Genomic DNA, 16,954 nt, shown 5'->3' with positions numbered 1-16,954 from the left:
TGGGCGCCGATCGTAGTGGGTGGCCGCGTGCTCTCTCTCACACCGTGTGCGTAATCTGGGTGAAATCCCGGGTCGTGATACTGAGGTGTCTCCCCTACCCCGGGCGGTGGTGCACGGACCGTCTGAACTGCAAGGATGTGGCTATGGACAAGCAGCAGGAATTCGTCCTCAGGACGCTTGAGGAGCGCGACATCCGCTTCGTACGGCTGTGGTTCACCGATGTTCTCGGTTACCTCAAGTCCGTCGCCGTGGCCCCGGCCGAGCTCGAACAGGCCTTTGACGAGGGCATCGGCTTCGACGGCTCCGCGATCGAGGGCTTCGCCCGTGTATACGAATCGGACATGATCGCCAAGCCGGACCCCGCCACCTTCCAGATCCTCCCGTGGCGCGCGGAGGCCCCCGGGACCGCCCGGATGTTCTGCGACATCCTGATGCCCGACGGCTCGCCCTCCTTCGCGGACCCGCGCTTCGTCCTCAAGCGCATCCTCGCGAAGACCTCAGACCTGGGCTTCACCTTCTACACCCACCCGGAGATCGAGTTCTTCCTGCTGAAGAACAAGCCGGTCGACGGCAGCCGCCCCACCCCGGCCGACAGCTCCGGCTACTTCGACCACACCCCGCAGAACGTCGGCATGGACTTCCGCCGCCAGGCGATCACCATGCTCGAATCGATGGGCATCTCCGTCGAATTCAGCCACCACGAGGGCGCCCCCGGCCAGCAGGAGATCGACCTCCGGTACGCCGACGCGCTCTCCACGGCCGACAACATCATGACCTTCCGCCTGGTCATGAAGCAGGTGGCACTGGAGCAGGGCGTGCAGGCCACCTTCATGCCGAAGCCGTTCTCGGAGTACCCGGGCTCGGGCATGCACACGCACCTCTCCCTCTTCGAGGGCGACCGCAACGCCTTCTACGAGTCGGGCGCCGAGTACCAGCTGTCGAAGGTGGGCCGCTCCTTCATCGCGGGCCTGCTCAAGCACGCCGCCGAGATCTCCGCCGTGACCAACCAGTGGGTCAACTCCTACAAGCGCATCTGGGGCGGCTCCAGCCGCTCCGCGGGCGCCGGCGGCGAGGCCCCCTCGTACATCTGCTGGGGCCACAACAACCGCTCCGCGCTGATCCGCGTCCCGATGTACAAGCCCGGCAAGACCGGCTCGGCCCGCGTCGAGGTCCGCTCCATCGACTCCGGCGCCAACCCCTACCTGACGTACGCGGTGCTGCTCGCCGCGGGCCTCAAGGGCATCGAGGAGGGCTACGAACTCCCGGCCGGCGCCGACGACGACGTCTGGGCCCTCTCCGACTCGGAGCGCCGCGCGATGGGCATCGAGCCGCTGCCGCAGAACCTGGGCGAGGCGATCTCACTGATGGAGAAGAGCGAACTGGTCGCCGAGACGCTGGGCGAGCACGTCTTCGACTTCTTCCTGCGCAACAAGAAGCAGGAGTGGGAGGAGTACCGCAGCGAGGTCACGGCCTTCGAGCTGAAGAACCTGCTGCCGGTGCTGTGAAGCCTGGTCCGGGGGCCTAGTTCCTCCAAGTACGGCCGTGGGCCGACGGTGCGACACCGTCGGCCCACGGCCGTGCGTTCTCCGACGGCCCGTCGGCGGGCGGCCGCAGGCCTCCCGGAAGACCCGTGGCCGGTGCCGGGACGTGGTGACACGATCTCGGTCGGCCTACGGGGAAAGGTATGTGGTTCTACAGCTACGAGATCGAGATCGTCAGCCCCCGCTGCAGGAACGCAAGGTCGGGAGAGTGAGGGCATGGGGATCCTGTTCGCCTCCGCCTGACAAGCCCGGCGGCCGGCCGATGAGGGGTTCGTCGCACGCCGTCCGCGCGTGCGAGGGTGCGATCGGGGCAGCCGTACTCGTACACCGTGGGCGCAGTGAACGGCCCGCGGCCGCTGCCGAGCCGAGAAGGGGCGTCGCATGACCACGCTGGCCGTGACCGGGCACATCGACCTGACCGAGGAGACCGTGCCACTCGTGCGGGCCGCGCTGCGCGATGTGCTGGGGCCCTACAGCGGTGACCTCACCGGAATCTCGTGCATCGCCGCCGGGGCCGATTCGCTTTTCGCCGAGGAGGTCTCCGCCATCGGCGGCCGGCTCGTCGTGGTCGTCCCGTCCCTCGACTACCGCACCGCCGTGGTGCGGCCCGAGGACGCCGCGGTCTACGACCACCTCAACGAGACTGCCGTGGAGGTGGTGACCCTGCCGTTCGAGATCGCCGACCGCACCGCGTACGAGGCCGCCAACGCCGAGCTGCTGAAGCGGGCGGACCGGCTCGTCGCCGTATGGGACGGAACTCCGCCGTCCGGGAACGGCGGCGGGACGGCGGATCTGGTCGAGGAGGCCGGGCGGGTCGGTGTACCCGTGGACGTGGTCTGGCCGGACGGTGCCGCGCGGCGGGGCTGAGACCTGTACGCCGGCAAGGCGCTCGCTGCACGCGTAGGACGCCAGGAGGTGCCGGCGTCCTAGGGCGAGGTGTCCTTGCCCTAGGACGCCCGGTGGTGGCGGTCGTAGTGGCGGGCCGCGCGGGCGCGGTTGCCGCACGAGGGCTTGCACCATTCCTGGCGGCCGTGGCTCTTCACGAAGTAGCGGACGCAGCGAGGCGCCGTGCAGGCGCGCAGCTGTTCGCGCCGCGGGCCGCTGAGGAATTCGATCGCCGCCCGTGCGAGGGCCGCGAGGAGTGTGGCGTGCGGGTCGTCCCGCGTGGCCGACAGGCGTGCGTCAGGGGAGCCTTCGGGCGGCCAGTCCAGCTGGGGGACCACCGGCACGAGTGCGGCCGTCGCGTTCAGGCGTGCCACCGCCCGGGCGGCCGGCATCAGCCGGTGGGCGTCCGGAGGGCTGGGGCGCGCGGGACTGACCGCGCGGGCGAACAGGGCGCGCACCGCGCGCCGTACCTCGACGACACGGAGCCTGAGTTCCTCGTCCACCGCCCCCTCGCCGGCGGGGGTGTGGCCGTCCAGCAGCGTCTGGCCCCGGCGGAGCCAGTCCTCCAGGCCCTGGACGGTGGCCAGTTCGTCCGCCACACCGCCCTCGCCGTCATGGCGGATCGTGCTCGCCAGCTCCAGTGCCGCCCAGCGCTCCATGAAGTCCCGCTCCTGCCCGTACCTGTTGATCGCGATGGCACGCGCACTCTATGGTCCCTAACGGATAACTGGAAATAACCATGAGGGGGAGACGTGACCGTGCTGCTCGCGCAGATCAGCGACCTGCACCTGGACGGCAGCGAGAGGGCGACCCGACGCGCCGTACGCGTCATGGACCACCTGCGGGCCCTGCCCCGCCCCGTCGACGCCGTGCTCGTCACCGGGGACATCGCGGACCACGGCACGGAGGCGGAGTACGAGGAGGCCGCGCGGATCCTGGCCGCGCCCTTCCCGGTCCTGCCGTGCCCCGGGAACCATGACGTGCGTCCCGCCTACCGGAAGGCCCTGCTGGGGGAGGCGCCCGAGGCCGGACCGGTCAACCGGGTGCACCACATCGGGGGCGTCGCGATCCTGATGTGCGACTCCACCATCCCCGGACGCGACGAGGGGCGCCTAGACGGGCAGACCCTCGCCTGGATCGACACCACCCTCGCCGAACTGCCCGAGGACACACGGGCCCTGATCGCTTTCCACCAGCCGCCCGTCGAGCTCCACCACCCGCTGCCCGACTCCAACATGCTCGAACGTCCCGGTGACCTGGCGGCCCTGCTCGACGCGCATCCGCGGGTCTCCGCCGTCCTCACGGGGCACGCCCACACCGCGGCGGCCTCCACCTTCGCGGGGCGCCCGTTGATCGTGGGCCCGGCGGTCACCTGGACGCTGCGCATGCCGTGGGAGGGTGACAGTCCCGCCGACCGCGAGCAGCCTCCCGGCCTCGCCTTCCACGTCCTGGGTGACGACGGCCGGCTGACCACCCACTACCGCGTCGTGATCTGAGCCGGGCCGCCCGGACCCGTGGGCCGTGTGCGGCGGCCCGCCCGTGATCATCACGGGCCTGTCAGCCGAAGCTTCGCGCCATCTCTTCGAGGACCTCGTCGATCACGTCGCCCGGCGGCCGTGCCAGGTCCTCCTCGATCCACATGCGCATCGCGATCCGCAGCGAGGAGAGGAACGCGGCCGCCAGGACCATCGGACGGACCGGGCCGTTCCCGGGGCCCTGGCGTACGGCTATCGCGTCCGCCAGGTCCCGCTCCAGTGTTGCGTGGTTGGCGAGTTGGCGTGCCAGGAGCGAGGGGTGGCGCATGGCCAGCTTCGTGCGGACGGCCCACTCCCGCTCCGGGGGGGCGACGCGTTCCGAGAACTCCGTCACCGCGGCTCTCAGCGCCGTCCAGGCCGGCTCATCGGCGGGACGGTCCAGGACGGTGCGGACCAGTGACCCGATGAGCTGCTCCTCGCCGTAGAGGAGGGCGTCCTCCTTGTTGGTGAAGTAGTTGGAGAACGTCCTGCGGGAGATGCCGGCCGCGTCGGCCACCGCCTCCACCGTCACGTGGTCGAAGCCGTGCTCGACGGTCAGCCGCATCGCCGCTTCGTGTACGGCCTGTCTGGTGGCCGCCTTCTTGCGTTCCCGCAGTCCCACAGGGCTTTCCATGAGTCCATTATCTACGCCGACGGGAAACTTGCACAGTGAGCAATATTGCCCAGTGTGCATGTAGGATGAAGACTTCCTCTCTCTGCTTCCCCTTTCCTTGCACCCTTCCTTCTCGAATCTTCCGGAGGTTGCGCGTGAGCGCACAAACGGCCGCGCCCGCAGAGGCCGTGCCCATGGATCACCGCCACGTGATGCGCGCCCTGAGCGGGCTGCTGATCGTGCTGTTCGTGGCGATGATCAGCAGCACGGTGGTCTCGGTCGCCCTCCCGCAGATCATCGGATCGCTGGACGGCACCCAGTCGCAGTACACCTGGGTCGTCACCGCGACCCTGCTGGCCTCAACGGCCTCCACCCCGATCTGGGGCAAGCTCGCCGACCTGTTCAGCAAGAAGCTGCTGCTGCAGATATCCATCGGCCTGTTCGTCATCTCGTCGATCGCCTGCGGCTTCGCCCAGTCCACCGGGCAGCTCATCGGCTTCCGCGTGATCCAGGGCCTCGGCATGGGTGCACTCCAGGTCCTCGTCCAGGTGATCATCGCCGCGATGATCAGCCCCAAGGAGCGCGGCCGGTACAACGGTTACCTCGGCGGCGTCATGGCCGTCGCGACCGTCGGCGGCCCGCTGCTCGGCGGATTCATCACCGACACCTCGTGGCTCGGCTGGCGTTGGTGCTTCTTCATCGCCGTACCGTTCACCGTCGTCGCCTTCGTGATGCTGACCCGCACCCTGCACCTCACCGAGATCCGCCGCCCGGAGGTGAAGGTCGACTACCTGGGCGCCACCCTCATCGCCGCCGGCGTCAGTCTGCTGCTGCTCTGGGTCACCTTCGTCGACAACAACTTCGCCTGGGTCTCCTGGCAGACCGGCGTCATGGTCGGCGCGAGCATCCTGATCCTCGCCGCGGCCGTCCTCGTCGAGGCACGGGTCAAGGAGCCGGTCGTCCCGCTCCACGTAGTACGCCGCCGGGACCCCGCTCTCGCCATCATCGCGAGCCTCTCGGTGGGCATGGCGATGTTCGGCGGTGCGGTCTTCCTCGGCCAGTACTTCCAGATCGGCCGGGGCAACTCGCCGACCGAGGCGGGGCTGCTCACCATCCCGCTGATGCTCGGTGTGCTCATCTCCTCCACCGTCGCGGGCCGCCTGGTCTCCAAGACGGGCAAGGTGAAGCCGTACATCATCACCGGCGTCGTCGTGCTCACGCTCGGCTTCCTGGGGCTGTCCACCATCGACCACGAGACCTCGCTGGTCATCGTGTCGCTGGGCATGCTGGCGGTCGGCATCGGCGTGGGCATGTCGATGCAGAACCTCGTGCTCGTGGTCCAGAACACGGTTCCGTTCAGCGAACTCGGCGCCGCCAGCGGTGCGATCACCTTCTTCCGCTCGCTCGGAGGAACCATCGGTGTCTCCGTGCTGGGCGCGGTCCTCGCCAACCAGGTCGCCACGAAGATCACCGAGGGCCTGACGAAGCTGGGCGTCGATCCGGCCGCCTCCTCATCGGGCGGCTCGACGCTGAACATCGCCGCCATGCCGCCGGAGATCCAGGAAGTGGTGCGTGCCGCGTACGGTGACGCGACCGGGCACATCTTCCTGGTATCGGCAGGTATCGCGGTGGTCGGTGTCATCGCGACGCTCTTCCTGACGCCGACGAAGCTGCGCGACAGCGTGGACCTCTGACCCGTAGCGACCCGTACGAACGGCGCCCCGGACCGCGTGAGCGGACCGGGGCGCCGACGTGTGAGGTCCGTCCACGCGGTTCGCGGAGCCACCTACGGCTGCCGCTGACGGACCGGCGGGGGCGCCGCGAGCCGGTGGACGGGCGGTTCCCGGAGCGAATGCACCATCGCATAGCTGAGGGCGGGCATGAGGATCAGCGGGATCAGCGCCGTACGCAGGGACGTGGCGTCCGCCAGCGCCCCGATCAGGGGGCCTGCGACGCCGCCGACGCTGACCGCCAGGCCGAGGGTGATCCCGCTCGCCGTGCCCATCCGTGACGGCAGATAGTCCTGACCGAGGGTCACCTGGAGGGAGAAGGGGACGTAGAGCCCGGCGGAGGCCAGGGCCACGAACAGGTAGAGGGGCGGGCCGGGGACGAGTACGGCACCGGCGACGGCGGCCACACTCATCAGGTATGCGCCACGGACCACGGTGACCCGGCCGAACCGGGTGGCGAGCCTCCCGCCGAGTACGGTGCCCACCGCTCCGCCGAGGTAGAGCACGGACAGCGCGGTTGTCCCGGCCGTCGTCCCGCCGCCCGTACGCTGCCGGGCGTAGAGCGCGATGAACGTGCTCAGGCCCATGAATGCGACGGACCTGCAGGCCACCGCCAGTGACAGCTTGACGAACGACCCGGTGTCGTCGAGGTCCCTGCTCACCGGCTGTGCCGAAGTCCCCTTCTCCGCAGCCGCGTCGGCCTTCGTCAGGGCGCGAAGCACGGGCAGGCACAGGACACTGCCCACCAGAGCCGGCAGGACCAGCAGGGGTGTGAAGCGCAGGCCCCCGGTGGCCATCGCGGCGGTCACCATGAACGGGGCAGCGGCGAAACCGATGTTGCCGCCGAGGGAGAACCAGCCCATCGCGGTGTGGCTGCCCAGGGAGGCGATCCGTGCGACGCGCGCCGACTCGGGGTGGTACGCCGCGATGCCGATGCCGGACACCGCGACGAACACCAGAGTCAGGGCGTACGAGCCGCTGAGGCCACTCAGCGCGACCCCCAGCCCGCCCAGGAGCGTGCTCACCGGCAGCAGCCAGGGGAGCGCCCACCGGTCGGTGAGCACACCGAACAGCGGCTGGGCGACCGAGGACAGCAGTGACGCGGCGAGCACGATGCCGGAGGCCACCGCGTAGCTGTAGGACCTCTCGACGACGAAGAAGGGGATCAGCGCGGCCACGGAGCCCTGGTAGACGTCCACGCAGCCGTGCCCGACCGACAACAGGAGGATCGTTCTTTTCGCTGCCACCTCGCCATCGTCACGGCGCAGCATGCTGTCGCGCTTCCGATAATCTGCCGACCGATGCAGGAATTCCGCCACCAGTCGACCGCGCCCACCCGCAGCCAGTGGGTCGCCCCAGGGGCCGCCATCGGCGCCCACCGCCACGACGACCACCAGATCGTCTACGCGGCCCGAGGAGTGCTGGCCGTCACCACCGGAGCGGGAACGTGGGTCGCGCCGGCCAACCGGGCGGTCTGGGTGCCGGCCGGCGCCGTCCACGCCCATCAGGCCCACGGGAGGCTCGAACTCCACCTGGTCGGGCTGCCCGCGACGGAGAACCCGCTCGGCCTGGACGGGCCCGCGGTGCTGACCGTCGCTCCCCTGCTGCGCGAACTGATCCTCGCCTACACCCGTGCCCCCGATGACGAGAGCCAGGCCCGCGGGCGCCTACGGGCGGTGCTGCTCGACCAGTTGCGCGCCTCGCCCCAGACGCCCGTGCACCTGCCCACCCCCACCGCGCCCGCGCTGCTGGCCCTGTGCGCGATCCTGCACGCCGACCCCGGGGACCCGCGCACACTCGCCGCGCTCGGCCGGGAGATCGGCGCGAGCGACCGCACCCTGTCCCGGCTCTTCAGGAGCGACCTCGGCATGACCTTCCCCCAGTGGCGCACACAGCTACGCCTGTACCGTGCCCTGGTGCTGCTCGCCGAAGGCACCCCCGTCACCACCGTGGCGCACTCCTGCGGCTGGTCGTCCGCCAGCGCCTTCATCGACGTCTTCCGCCGTGCCTACGGGCACACGCCCGGTGCCCACCTGCCCCCGAGAGGAGCGGGCGGACGGTGAGCCACGCGGCGCCGTTCCGGTAGTGTGACCCCTCCCGAGAACTGGACCGACCCAGGAGGTGAGACCCATTACCGCTTCAGCAGGCTGGGCGCTCACCCCTCGCCGTCGCGTGGCCCACCGGGCCTGAGCGATCGCGGAGCGCCCATCGGTCACCCCGAAAGGCTCCGCCCCATGCAGGAATTCGCTCCGCCGCTCACCTTCTCCACCCTCGTCACCACGCTCCGCGCCGCCGGCTGTGTCTTCGCCGAGGACGAGGCGGAACTCCTCCTCTCCACGGCGGCCGGCCCCGCCGAGCTCGCCACCATGCTGGAACGCCGCGTAGCCGGTCTGCCGCTTGAACACGTGCTCGGCTGGGCCGAGTTCTGCGGGCTGCGGATCGCCGTGGACCCCGGGGTCTTCGTGCCCCGCAGGCGTACGGAGTTCCTCGTACGGCAGGCCGCGGCACTCGCGCCCGACCGGGCGGTCGTCGTCGACCTCTGCTGCGGTACCGGTGCGCTCGGCAGGGCGCTCGCGTCATCGCTGCGCGAGGTCGAACTCCACGCCGCGGACGTCGAACCCGCCGCCGTGAGCTGTGCCCGCCGCAACGTGGACGGACACGGGACCGTCCACGAGGGCGACCTCTTCGAACCCCTGCCCCGGTCACTGCGCGGACGGGTCGACGTCCTGCTCGCCAACGTGCCGTACGTGCCGACCGACGACGTCGGGCTGCTGCCCGCCGAGGCGCGGATCCACGAGCCGCGCGTCGCGCTCGACGGAGGCGGCGACGGGCTCGACGTGATGCGGCGCGTCGTCGCCGAGGCCACCGACTGGCTGGCCCCGGGCGGCAGTCTGCTGATGGAGACGAGCGAGCGGCAGGCGGCGCGCGCCGAGGAGACGGTGGGGAGCGGCGGACTCGTCGCGCGCGTCGTCGTCTCCGAGGAGCTGTACGCGACCGTCGTCATCGGAACCAGGCCCCGCTAGCGGGCAGGACCAGGCGGCGCCAGCAGGGCAGCGTGCCCGGCTCAGGCGAAGCGCCAGCGCGTCTGGCCGTACGGGTCGCCCTTGGCGAAGCCGAAGGCCGTGCGGGGGGCCACCGCGAAGACCTCCGCACGGCCGCCCGCCCCGTTGGAGAACATGCCGTCCGTGACGCCGAAGTGCCACTCGGCGCCGTACTTCGCCTCCCAGGCCTCCGCCAGCGCGATGAGCCGCTGCTCGTCCGTCACCCGGGCGGCCCGGCCCTCGACCACCACGTCGAACCCCTCGTTCAGCGTGTTCGCGCCCGTGGTCAGGACGACCTCCGGGTTGGCGTCCAGATTGCGCGCCTTGCGTTCCGAGGGCCCCGTGCAGAAATGCAGCGCGCCGTCCGACCAGAGGCCGATCAGCGGGGTGACGTGCGGACGGCCGTCGGGCCGGACCGTGGAGAGCCAGTACAGCTCCGCGCCCTCCAGCAGCGCGACCGCCTCCGCCCAGGGGCGGGCGGTGGCGCCCTCGCTGCTGTAGTGCGGGTCCAGGGCGGTGTCGGGGGCAGTGGTGTCCTTCTCCGGCATTGCGGGTCTCCAGGAGCGATAGGGCGGTGTGCGCGGTCTTCTCGTCGATCGTGCCTCTGTACAGGGGACTCCGCCCGCACTCCGGATTCATCGGTGCGGGGTCAGGCCTTTCGTTCGGATCAGGCGGGGTGGGGGAGCGAGGTCTGGTGAGTGCAGCCGCAAGGCGGAGGACGGAGGTAACGCGGCAGACGCGCGTGCCAGGGCACGCGCGCCCGGCCTGATCCACACGAAAGGCCTTAGGCTCGAAGGGCGGACATGTGGGATCGGCGGCAGGAGACACGGGATGACGACGTTGCCGGGACGCAGGAGCAGTACGTTCACCAGACTGCTGCGGCACGGTTTCACGGATCCGTCCGCCGCCGAACGGCTGCTCGACCTGCCCGAGCTCTCGTCCGTACGGGCCGATCCCGTCCTCTTCGAGGCGCTCGGCGCGACCGCCGACCCCGATCTGGCCCTCAACGGCCTCGTACGGCTCGTCGAGGCCGAGGAGGCCGACGAGCGGCAGATCCTGCTGGACACGCTCGTCACGGCCAAGCCGCTGCGGGACCGGCTCCTCGGCGCCCTCGGAGCCTCCGAGGCGCTCGGGGACCACCTGGCACGGCACCCGCGTGACTGGCAGGTGCTGGTCACCTACGAGGCCACCGACCTGCACCCCGGGATCCCCGAGTTCGAGCAGATGCTCGCCGACGCCGTCGACCCGGACTCGCTGCGGGTCGCCTACCGCAGGTCCCTCCTGTCCATCGCGGCCCGCGACGTGTGCGGGACGACCGATGTCGCCGAGGTCGCCGCCGAGCTCGCCGACCTGGCGACGGCCACGCTGCGGGCGGCGCTCGACATCGCCCGCGCCGCCGCGCCCTCCGACGCCGCGCAGTGCCGGCTCGCCGTCATCGCGATGGGTAAATGCGGCGGACACGAGCTGAACTACGTGTCCGACGTCGACGTCATCTTCGTCGCCGAGCCCGTCGACGGCGCGGAGGAGAGCGGCGCCATGCAGGCCGCCACCCGGCTCGCCGCCCACCTGATGCGGATCTGCTCCGACACCACCGTCGAAGGCACGATCTGGCCCGTCGACGCCAACCTCCGCCCCGAGGGCCGCAACGGGCCACTGGTGCGCACCCTGACCTCGCACCTCGCGTACTACCAGCGCTGGGCCAAGACCTGGGAGTTCCAGGCCCTGCTCAAGGCCCGGCCGGTCGCGGGGGACCCCGAACTCGGCACGGCCTACGTCGAGGCCGTGTCCCCGCTGGTGTGGCAGGCGGCCGACCGGGAGAACTTCGTCGGCGACGTACAGAAGATGCGCCGCCGCGTCGTCGACAACATCCCCGTCGACCGCGTCGACCGGGAGCTCAAGCTCGGCCCCGGCGGGCTCCGGGACGTCGAATTCGCCGTCCAGCTGCTCCAGCTCGTCCACGGCCGCAGCGACAGCACCCTGCACGCCGGCTCCACGCTGGAGGCCCTGCGGGCCCTCGCCGACGGCGGATACGTCGGGCGCGCCGACGCCGCGCAGCTGGACGAGGCCTACCGCTTCCTGCGCGCCATGGAACACCGCATCCAGCTCTACCGGCTGCGCCGCACCCACCTGGTCCCCGAGGAAGACGCCGACCTGCGCAGGCTCGGGCGCTCCCTCGGACTGCGTACGGACCCGGTCGCCGAGCTCAACCGGGCGTGGCGGCGGCACGCCTCCGTCGTACGCCGCCTGCACGAGAAGCTCTTCTACCGGCCGCTCCTGGACGCCGTCGCCCAGCTCGCCCCCGGCGAGAGCAGGCTCAGCGCCAAGGCCGCCGTCGTCCGCCTGGAGGCCCTCGGTTACGCCGATCCCGCGGCCGCGCTGCGGCACCTGGAGGCCCTCTCGTCGGGCGTCTCCCGCAAGGCGGCGATCCAGCGCACGCTGCTGCCGGTGCTGCTCGGCTGGTTCGCGGACTCCGCCGACCCGGACGCCGGGCTCCTCGGCTTCCGCCAGGTGTCCGACGCCCTCGGCAAGACCCCCTGGTACCTGCGGCTGCTGCGTGACGAGGGGGCCGCGGCCGAGAACCTCGCCCGGGTCCTCTCCGCCGGCCGCCTCGCCCCCGACCTGCTGATGCGCGCCCCCGAGGCCGTCGCCATCCTCGGCGACCCGGAAGGCCTGAAGCCGCGCGGCCGGGACCACCTGGAACAGGAGGTGCTGGCCGCGGTCGGCCGGGCGCCCGGGGCCGAAGCGGCTGTCGCCGTGGCGCGCGGGGTACGGCGCAGGGAGCTGTTCCGTACGACGGCGGCCGACATCATCGGCTCGTACGGCACCGAGGACAACCCCGCCGAACCCGACCCGGGCGCCCTCGTCGACCGGGTCGGATCGGCGGTCACCGACCTCAACGCCGCCACGCTGTCCGGTGCGCTGCGCGCCGCCGTCCGTGACAAGTGGGGCGACACCCTGCCGACCCGGTTCGCCGTCATCGGCATGGGCCGATTCGGCGGGCACGAACTGGGCTACGGATCGGACGCGGACGTCCTCTTCGTGCACGAACCCCGGGAGGGCGTGAGCGACGAGGAGGCGGCCCGGGCCGCGAACGCCGTCGTCACGGAGATGCGCAGGCTGCTGGAGCTGCCGACCGCCGACCCGCCGCTCCTCATCGACGTCGACCTCCGCCCGGAGGGGAAGACCGGGCCCCTTGCCCGCACCCTGAAGTCGTACGAGGCCTACTATCGGCGCTGGTCGCTGATCTGGGAGAGCCAGGCGCTCCTGCGCGCCGACCCGGTGGCCGGGGACGAGGAGCTGGGCCGCGCGTTCGTCGACCTCATAGACCCCCTGCGGTACCCGATGGAAGGGCTGGGGGACGACGCGGTCCGGGAGATCCGGCGGCTCAAGGCGCGGATGGAGTCCGAACGCATGCCGCGCGGCGCCGATCCGACGCTGCACACCAAGCTGGGGCGCGGTGGCCTGAGCGACGTCGAGTGGACGGTCCAGCTGATGCAGATGCAGCACGGCTGGTCGGAGCCCGGCCTGCGGACCCCGCGTACGCGGGAGGCGCTGGCGGCGGCGTGCGCGGCGGAGCTGATCCCGGCGGAGGAGGCCCAGACGCTGGACGAGGCGTGGGTGCTGGCCTCGCGGGTGCGCAACGCGGTGATGCTGGTGCGGGGGCGGCCCGGCGACACGTTCCCCTCGAACCCGCGTGAGCTGGCGGCGGTGGGCCGGTATCTCGGCTACGAGCCGGGGCACGTGGGGGACATGCTGGAGGACTACCGGCGGATCACCCGGCGGGCCCGGGCCGTCGTGGAGGAGCGGTTCTACGGCGCCGGGGGATGACCCCGGAAGGCTGAGCCCGGGGCGCTCATCCCGCGACGGCCGGCACAGGCCCTCAGTCGCCGGCCTGGCTCGTCACCCTGGCCCCGGGCCCTGCGGCTTCCGTGCCGGTGCCGGCCCGGGGGCTCAGCTCGGGCGCCCGCGACGGCGGCCTCCGCAGGGCGCGCAGACGGCTCGCGGAGGGACGCCGCCCCACCCGCTTGGGCAGCCGGTGCGGCAGCGAGCCGTACCAGGCGTAGGAGAGGGAGATACCGAACGCCAGGCAGGCCATCCCGCCCACCGCGTCCAGCCAGAAGTGGTTCGCCGTGGCCACGATGACGACCAGCGTGGCCACGGGGTAGAGGGCGCCCAGGATGCGCGCCCAGGGGGCCTTCGCCAGGACGCATATGGTCAGACCGCACCACAGGGACCAGCCGATGTGCATGGACGGCATCGCCGCGTACTGGTTGGACATGTGCTTGAAGTTGCCCGAGGCCATCGAGCCCCACGTCTGGTGCAGCATCACCGTGTCGATGAAGCCGCCGCCCGTCATCAGCCGGGGCGGCGCCAGCGGGAAGACGTAATAGCCGAGCAGGGCCACCGCCGTGGTGGCGAAGAGAACCAGACGGGTGGCGGCGTAGCGGCCCGGATGGCGGCGGAAGAGCCAGACGAGCACACCGATGGTCACGACGAAGTGCAGGGTCGCGTAGTAGTAGTTCATCGACACGATCAGCCATGTCACCGAATTGACGGCCTGGTTGACCGTCTCCTCGAAGGCGAGGCCGACGGTGTGCTCCAGCGACCAGATCCAGTCGGCGTTCCGCAGGGCCGCGGCCTTCTGCTCCGGAACGGCGTTGCGCACCAGCGAGTAGAGCCAGTAACTCACCGCGATCAGCAGGATCTCGAACCAGAGACGCGGGCGGCGCGGCGCGCGCAGCGCACGGAGGGAGAGGCGGGGGTGGCGCAAACGTGAGGGAATGATCGCCCGCGTCGAACCGGACGCCGTCGTTCCGTCCGCGACGGGTGACGGGGTGGCCGCCGTGCGGTCTTCCTGTGTGGTCACGTGCGATTCACCCATAGGCGCAGAGTCTGCCAGATACGTCCCCCTCTGCCCGATGATCCTCCGGTCGGGTTCCGGTCGCACATCCAGTACTTTAGACCGCCCGGCGTGCCGGGGAGGGGCCCGGGCCCGACGCGGTCGAGCCGCGCACGACCAGTTCGGGCATGAACACGAACTCGCTGTGCGGTGCGGGCGTGCCGCCGATCTCCTCCAGCAGGGTGCGGACCGCGGCCTGGCCCATCGCCGTCACCGGCTGCCGGATCGTGGTCAGCGGCGGATCGGTGAACGCTATGAGGGGCGAGTCGTCGTACCCGACCACCGAGAGGTCGCGCGGAACCTCCTTCGACAGCCGGCGGGCCGCCCGGATCGCGCCGAGCGCCATCATGTCGCTCGCGCACACCACCGCGGTGCAGCCGCGTTCCATCAGCGCCGAGGCCGCCGCCTGGCCGCCCTCCAGCGTGTACAGGGAGTGCTGGATCAGCTCCTCCACGGCATCGGCCGTGAGGTCCAGCTGCTCCTGCATCGTGGCGTGGAATCCCTCTATCTTGCGGAGCACCGGCACGAAGCGCTTGGGCCCGACCGCCAGACCGATGCGCTGATGCCCCAGCGCCACCAGATGTGTCACCGCCAGCCGCATTGCCGCCCGGTCGTCGGGGGAGATGAAAGGGGCCTGCACCTTGGGGGAGAAGCCGTTGACCAGCACGAAGGGGACGCCCTGCGCGCGCAGTTGCTCGTAACGCTGCATGTCGGCGGAGGTGTCGGCGTGCAGTCCGGAGACGAAGATGATCCCCGAGACGCCGCGGTCGACCAGCATCTCGGTGAGCTCGTCCTCGGTGGAGCCGCCCGGCGTCTGCGTCGCCAGCACCGGCGTGTAGCCCTGCCTGGTGAGCGCCTGGCCGATGACCTGGGCCAGCGCGGGGAAGATCGGGTTCTCCAGCTCGGGCGTGATCAGCCCGACGAGACCGGCGCTGCGCCGGCGCAGCCGGACGGGGCGTTCGTACCCGAGGACGTCGAGCGCCGCGAGGACGGATTCACGGGTGGCCGCAGCGACACCGGGCTTGCCGTTCAGAACGCGGCTGACCGTCGCTTCGCTGACCCCCGCCTGAGTTGCGATATCGGCAAGCCGTGCGGTCATGGCAATGGACTGTACCGGGCGCGTGTCGGATTGCCCACCATGCGCGGGATTCGGGCCATCCGCCCCGGCGGTCACCGGTCGGAGCCCTCCCCGCGGCAACATCTTGCAAGGCCTTGCGGGCCCGTCCCGGCCACCCGGTCGGATCGTCGTACAGCCGCCGCAACGGGCCTGGCCAGGCGTGGGCAGGCTGAAGGAGCTCCCGTCAAGAGGGTTGACGGCAACCTTGCGGACACGCCAATGTAACGATCAGCAGCGCTTGCAGAAATCTTCCGCAAAGTCTTTCGGTCGTCTTTCATCCTTGTTACGTTCACGTCGACCCGGCGCCGCGACGGAGCGGTACGGCAGTTGAAGGAGTTCAGATGCGACGTGGCATAACGGCCACCGCCCTGGTCGCGACCCTGGCGCTCGCGGCGACCGCTTGCGGAAGCGACGACGAGACCGGCGGCAGCAAGAGCTCGGGTGAGCTCTCCGGCACGGTGACGTGGTGGGACACCTCGAACGTCGGCAGCGAGGACAAGGTCTTCAAGAAGATCGCCGAGGGCTTCGAGAAGAAGCACCCGAAGGTCGACGTCAAGTACGTCAACGTCCCCTTCGGCGAGGCGCAGAACAAGTTCAAGAACGCGGCCCAGGCCAACTCCGGCGCCCCCGACGTCATCCGCTCCGAGGTCGCCTGGACCCCCGAGTTCGCCGACCTCGGCTACCTGGCCCCGCTGGACGGCACCGCGGCGCTGAAGGACGAGGGCGACTTCCTCGAGCAGGCCGCCGCGTCGACGAAGTACAAGGGCAAGACGTACGCCGTCCCGCAGGTGATCGACTCCATGGGCATCTTCTACAACAAGAAGATGTTCAAGGACGCCGGCGTCGAGCCGCCCGCGAAGATCGCCGACCTGAAGAGCATCGCCAAGAAGATCAAGGAGAAGACCGGCAAGACCGGTCTCTACCTGCGCGGCGACGACTCGTACTACTTCCTCTCCTTCCTCTACGGCGAGGGCGGCGACCTGGTCGACGCCGACTCGAAGACCGTCACCGTGGACAACGCCGAAGGCACCAAGGCGTTCGGCGTCGTGAAGGACCTCGTCGACTCCGGGGCGGCCAAGACCGACGCCACGGACGGCTGGGAGAACATGATGTCGTCGTTCAAGAACGGCGAGGTCGCGATGATGATCAACGGCCCCTGGGCCGTGGCCGACACGCTGACCGGCAAGGAGTTCACCGACAAGGCGAACCTCGGCATCTCCACGGTCCCGGCCGGCTCCGCCGGGCAGGGTGCGCCGCAGGGCGGCCACAACCTGGGCGTCTACGCGGGCTCCGAGAACCTGGACGCCTCCTACGCCTTCGTCGAGTACATGACCTCGGTCGAGTCCCAGGCCCAGACCGCCGGTGAGCTGAACCTGCTGCCGACCCGCACCTCCGCGTACGCCAAGAAGGAGGCCGTGGACAGCGAGATCGTCCAGTTCTTCAAGCCGGTCGTCGAGACCGCGGTCGAGCGTCCCTGGATCCCGGAGACCGGCAGCCTCTTCGCCCCGCTGAACGTCGAGTACACCAAGGTCCTCACCGGCCAGACCACGCCGGAGAAGGCGGCCAAGGCCACCGGCGACTCCTACCGCAAGCTCCTCAAGGGCTGGAAGTAA

Annotated in this window: 14 protein-coding genes; 8 read left to right on the top strand and 6 right to left on the bottom strand. The window is 70.7% G+C overall.

The window, feature by feature from the left end:
* The first annotated feature begins 143 nt into the window (after window positions 1-143).
* Both glnA and ACIP63_RS02460 read left to right on the top strand, forming a co-directional pair.
* Window positions 144-1,505, top strand: coding sequence for a type I glutamate--ammonia ligase (glnA, locus tag ACIP63_RS02465; RefSeq protein ID WP_351271829.1), 1,362 nt, complete (start codon window positions 144-146; stop codon window positions 1,503-1,505).
* Between the two features lie 417 nt (window positions 1,506-1,922).
* The gene (locus tag ACIP63_RS02460; RefSeq protein ID WP_401510654.1) at window positions 1,923-2,408 is read left to right on the top strand and encodes a hypothetical protein; all 486 of its coding nucleotides are present in this window, start codon (window positions 1,923-1,925) and stop codon (window positions 2,406-2,408) included.
* An 80-nt stretch (window positions 2,409-2,488) separates the two neighbouring features.
* Here ACIP63_RS02460 and ACIP63_RS02455 read toward each other — a convergent pair whose 3' ends face one another.
* Entirely contained in the window at window positions 2,489-3,085 is a 597-nt protein-coding gene (locus ACIP63_RS02455) for a CGNR zinc finger domain-containing protein (RefSeq protein ID WP_401510652.1), read from the bottom strand.
* 99 nt (window positions 3,086-3,184) lie between these two features.
* On the opposite strand from ACIP63_RS02455, the gene ACIP63_RS02450 reads away from it, so the two are divergent.
* Window positions 3,185-3,922, top strand: a complete 738-nt coding sequence (locus tag ACIP63_RS02450) for a phosphodiesterase (RefSeq protein WP_401512237.1) — start codon at window positions 3,185-3,187, stop codon at window positions 3,920-3,922.
* Window positions 3,923-3,983: 61 nt separating this feature from the next.
* Here ACIP63_RS02450 and ACIP63_RS02445 read toward each other — a convergent pair whose 3' ends face one another.
* Window positions 3,984-4,574, bottom strand: a complete 591-nt coding sequence (locus ACIP63_RS02445; protein WP_401510650.1) for a TetR/AcrR family transcriptional regulator — start codon at window positions 4,572-4,574, stop codon at window positions 3,984-3,986.
* 173 nt (window positions 4,575-4,747) lie between these two features.
* Here ACIP63_RS02445 and ACIP63_RS02440 point away from each other — a divergent pair, with 173 nt between their 5' ends.
* Entirely contained in the window at window positions 4,748-6,247 is a 1,500-nt protein-coding gene (locus tag ACIP63_RS02440; protein ID WP_401512235.1) for an MDR family MFS transporter, read from the top strand.
* Between the two features lie 92 nt (window positions 6,248-6,339).
* Here the strand turns inward: ACIP63_RS02440 and ACIP63_RS02435 are convergent, their stop codons facing one another.
* Window positions 6,340-7,530, bottom strand: coding sequence for an MFS transporter (locus tag ACIP63_RS02435; RefSeq protein ID WP_401510648.1), 1,191 nt, complete (start codon window positions 7,528-7,530; stop codon window positions 6,340-6,342).
* Between the two features lie 54 nt (window positions 7,531-7,584).
* On the opposite strand from ACIP63_RS02435, the gene ACIP63_RS02430 reads away from it, so the two are divergent.
* Together ACIP63_RS02430 and ACIP63_RS02425 are read left to right on the top strand one after the other, a co-directional pair.
* Window positions 7,585-8,346, top strand: a complete 762-nt coding sequence (locus tag ACIP63_RS02430; protein WP_401510646.1) for an AraC family transcriptional regulator — start codon at window positions 7,585-7,587, stop codon at window positions 8,344-8,346.
* A gap of 171 nt (window positions 8,347-8,517) precedes the next feature.
* Window positions 8,518-9,306: a putative protein N(5)-glutamine methyltransferase gene (locus tag ACIP63_RS02425; RefSeq protein ID WP_401510645.1), complete on the top strand. Its 789-nt coding sequence runs from the start codon at window positions 8,518-8,520 to the stop codon at window positions 9,304-9,306.
* Between the two features lie 41 nt (window positions 9,307-9,347).
* On the opposite strand, the gene ACIP63_RS02420 is transcribed toward ACIP63_RS02425, so the two are convergent.
* Window positions 9,348-9,872: a pyridoxamine 5'-phosphate oxidase family protein gene (locus ACIP63_RS02420; protein ID WP_401510643.1), complete on the bottom strand. Its 525-nt coding sequence runs from the start codon at window positions 9,870-9,872 to the stop codon at window positions 9,348-9,350.
* Between the two features lie 283 nt (window positions 9,873-10,155).
* On the opposite strand from ACIP63_RS02420, the gene ACIP63_RS02415 reads away from it, so the two are divergent.
* Window positions 10,156-13,152 (top strand): bifunctional [glutamine synthetase] adenylyltransferase/[glutamine synthetase]-adenylyl-L-tyrosine phosphorylase, encoded by a 2,997-nt coding sequence (locus tag ACIP63_RS02415; protein ID WP_401510641.1) that lies wholly within the window; start codon window positions 10,156-10,158, stop codon window positions 13,150-13,152.
* Between the two features lie 52 nt (window positions 13,153-13,204).
* Here ACIP63_RS02415 and ACIP63_RS02410 read toward each other — a convergent pair whose 3' ends face one another.
* Window positions 13,205-14,206, bottom strand: a complete 1,002-nt coding sequence (locus ACIP63_RS02410) for a phosphatase PAP2 family protein (protein WP_401510639.1) — start codon at window positions 14,204-14,206, stop codon at window positions 13,205-13,207.
* A gap of 76 nt (window positions 14,207-14,282) precedes the next feature.
* Window positions 14,283-15,323, bottom strand: a complete 1,041-nt coding sequence (locus ACIP63_RS02405) for a LacI family DNA-binding transcriptional regulator (RefSeq protein ID WP_401510637.1) — start codon at window positions 15,321-15,323, stop codon at window positions 14,283-14,285.
* A 359-nt stretch (window positions 15,324-15,682) separates the two neighbouring features.
* On the opposite strand from ACIP63_RS02405, the gene ACIP63_RS02400 reads away from it, so the two are divergent.
* Window positions 15,683-16,954 (top strand): extracellular solute-binding protein, encoded by a 1,272-nt coding sequence (locus tag ACIP63_RS02400; protein WP_401510635.1) that lies wholly within the window; start codon window positions 15,683-15,685, stop codon window positions 16,952-16,954.

It is taken from the genome of Streptomyces sp. NPDC088746, assembly GCF_044751065.1.
GTDB lineage: Bacteria > Actinomycetota > Actinomycetes > Streptomycetales > Streptomycetaceae > Streptomyces.
This window is presented reverse-complemented; position numbering and strand designations above follow the sequence as displayed.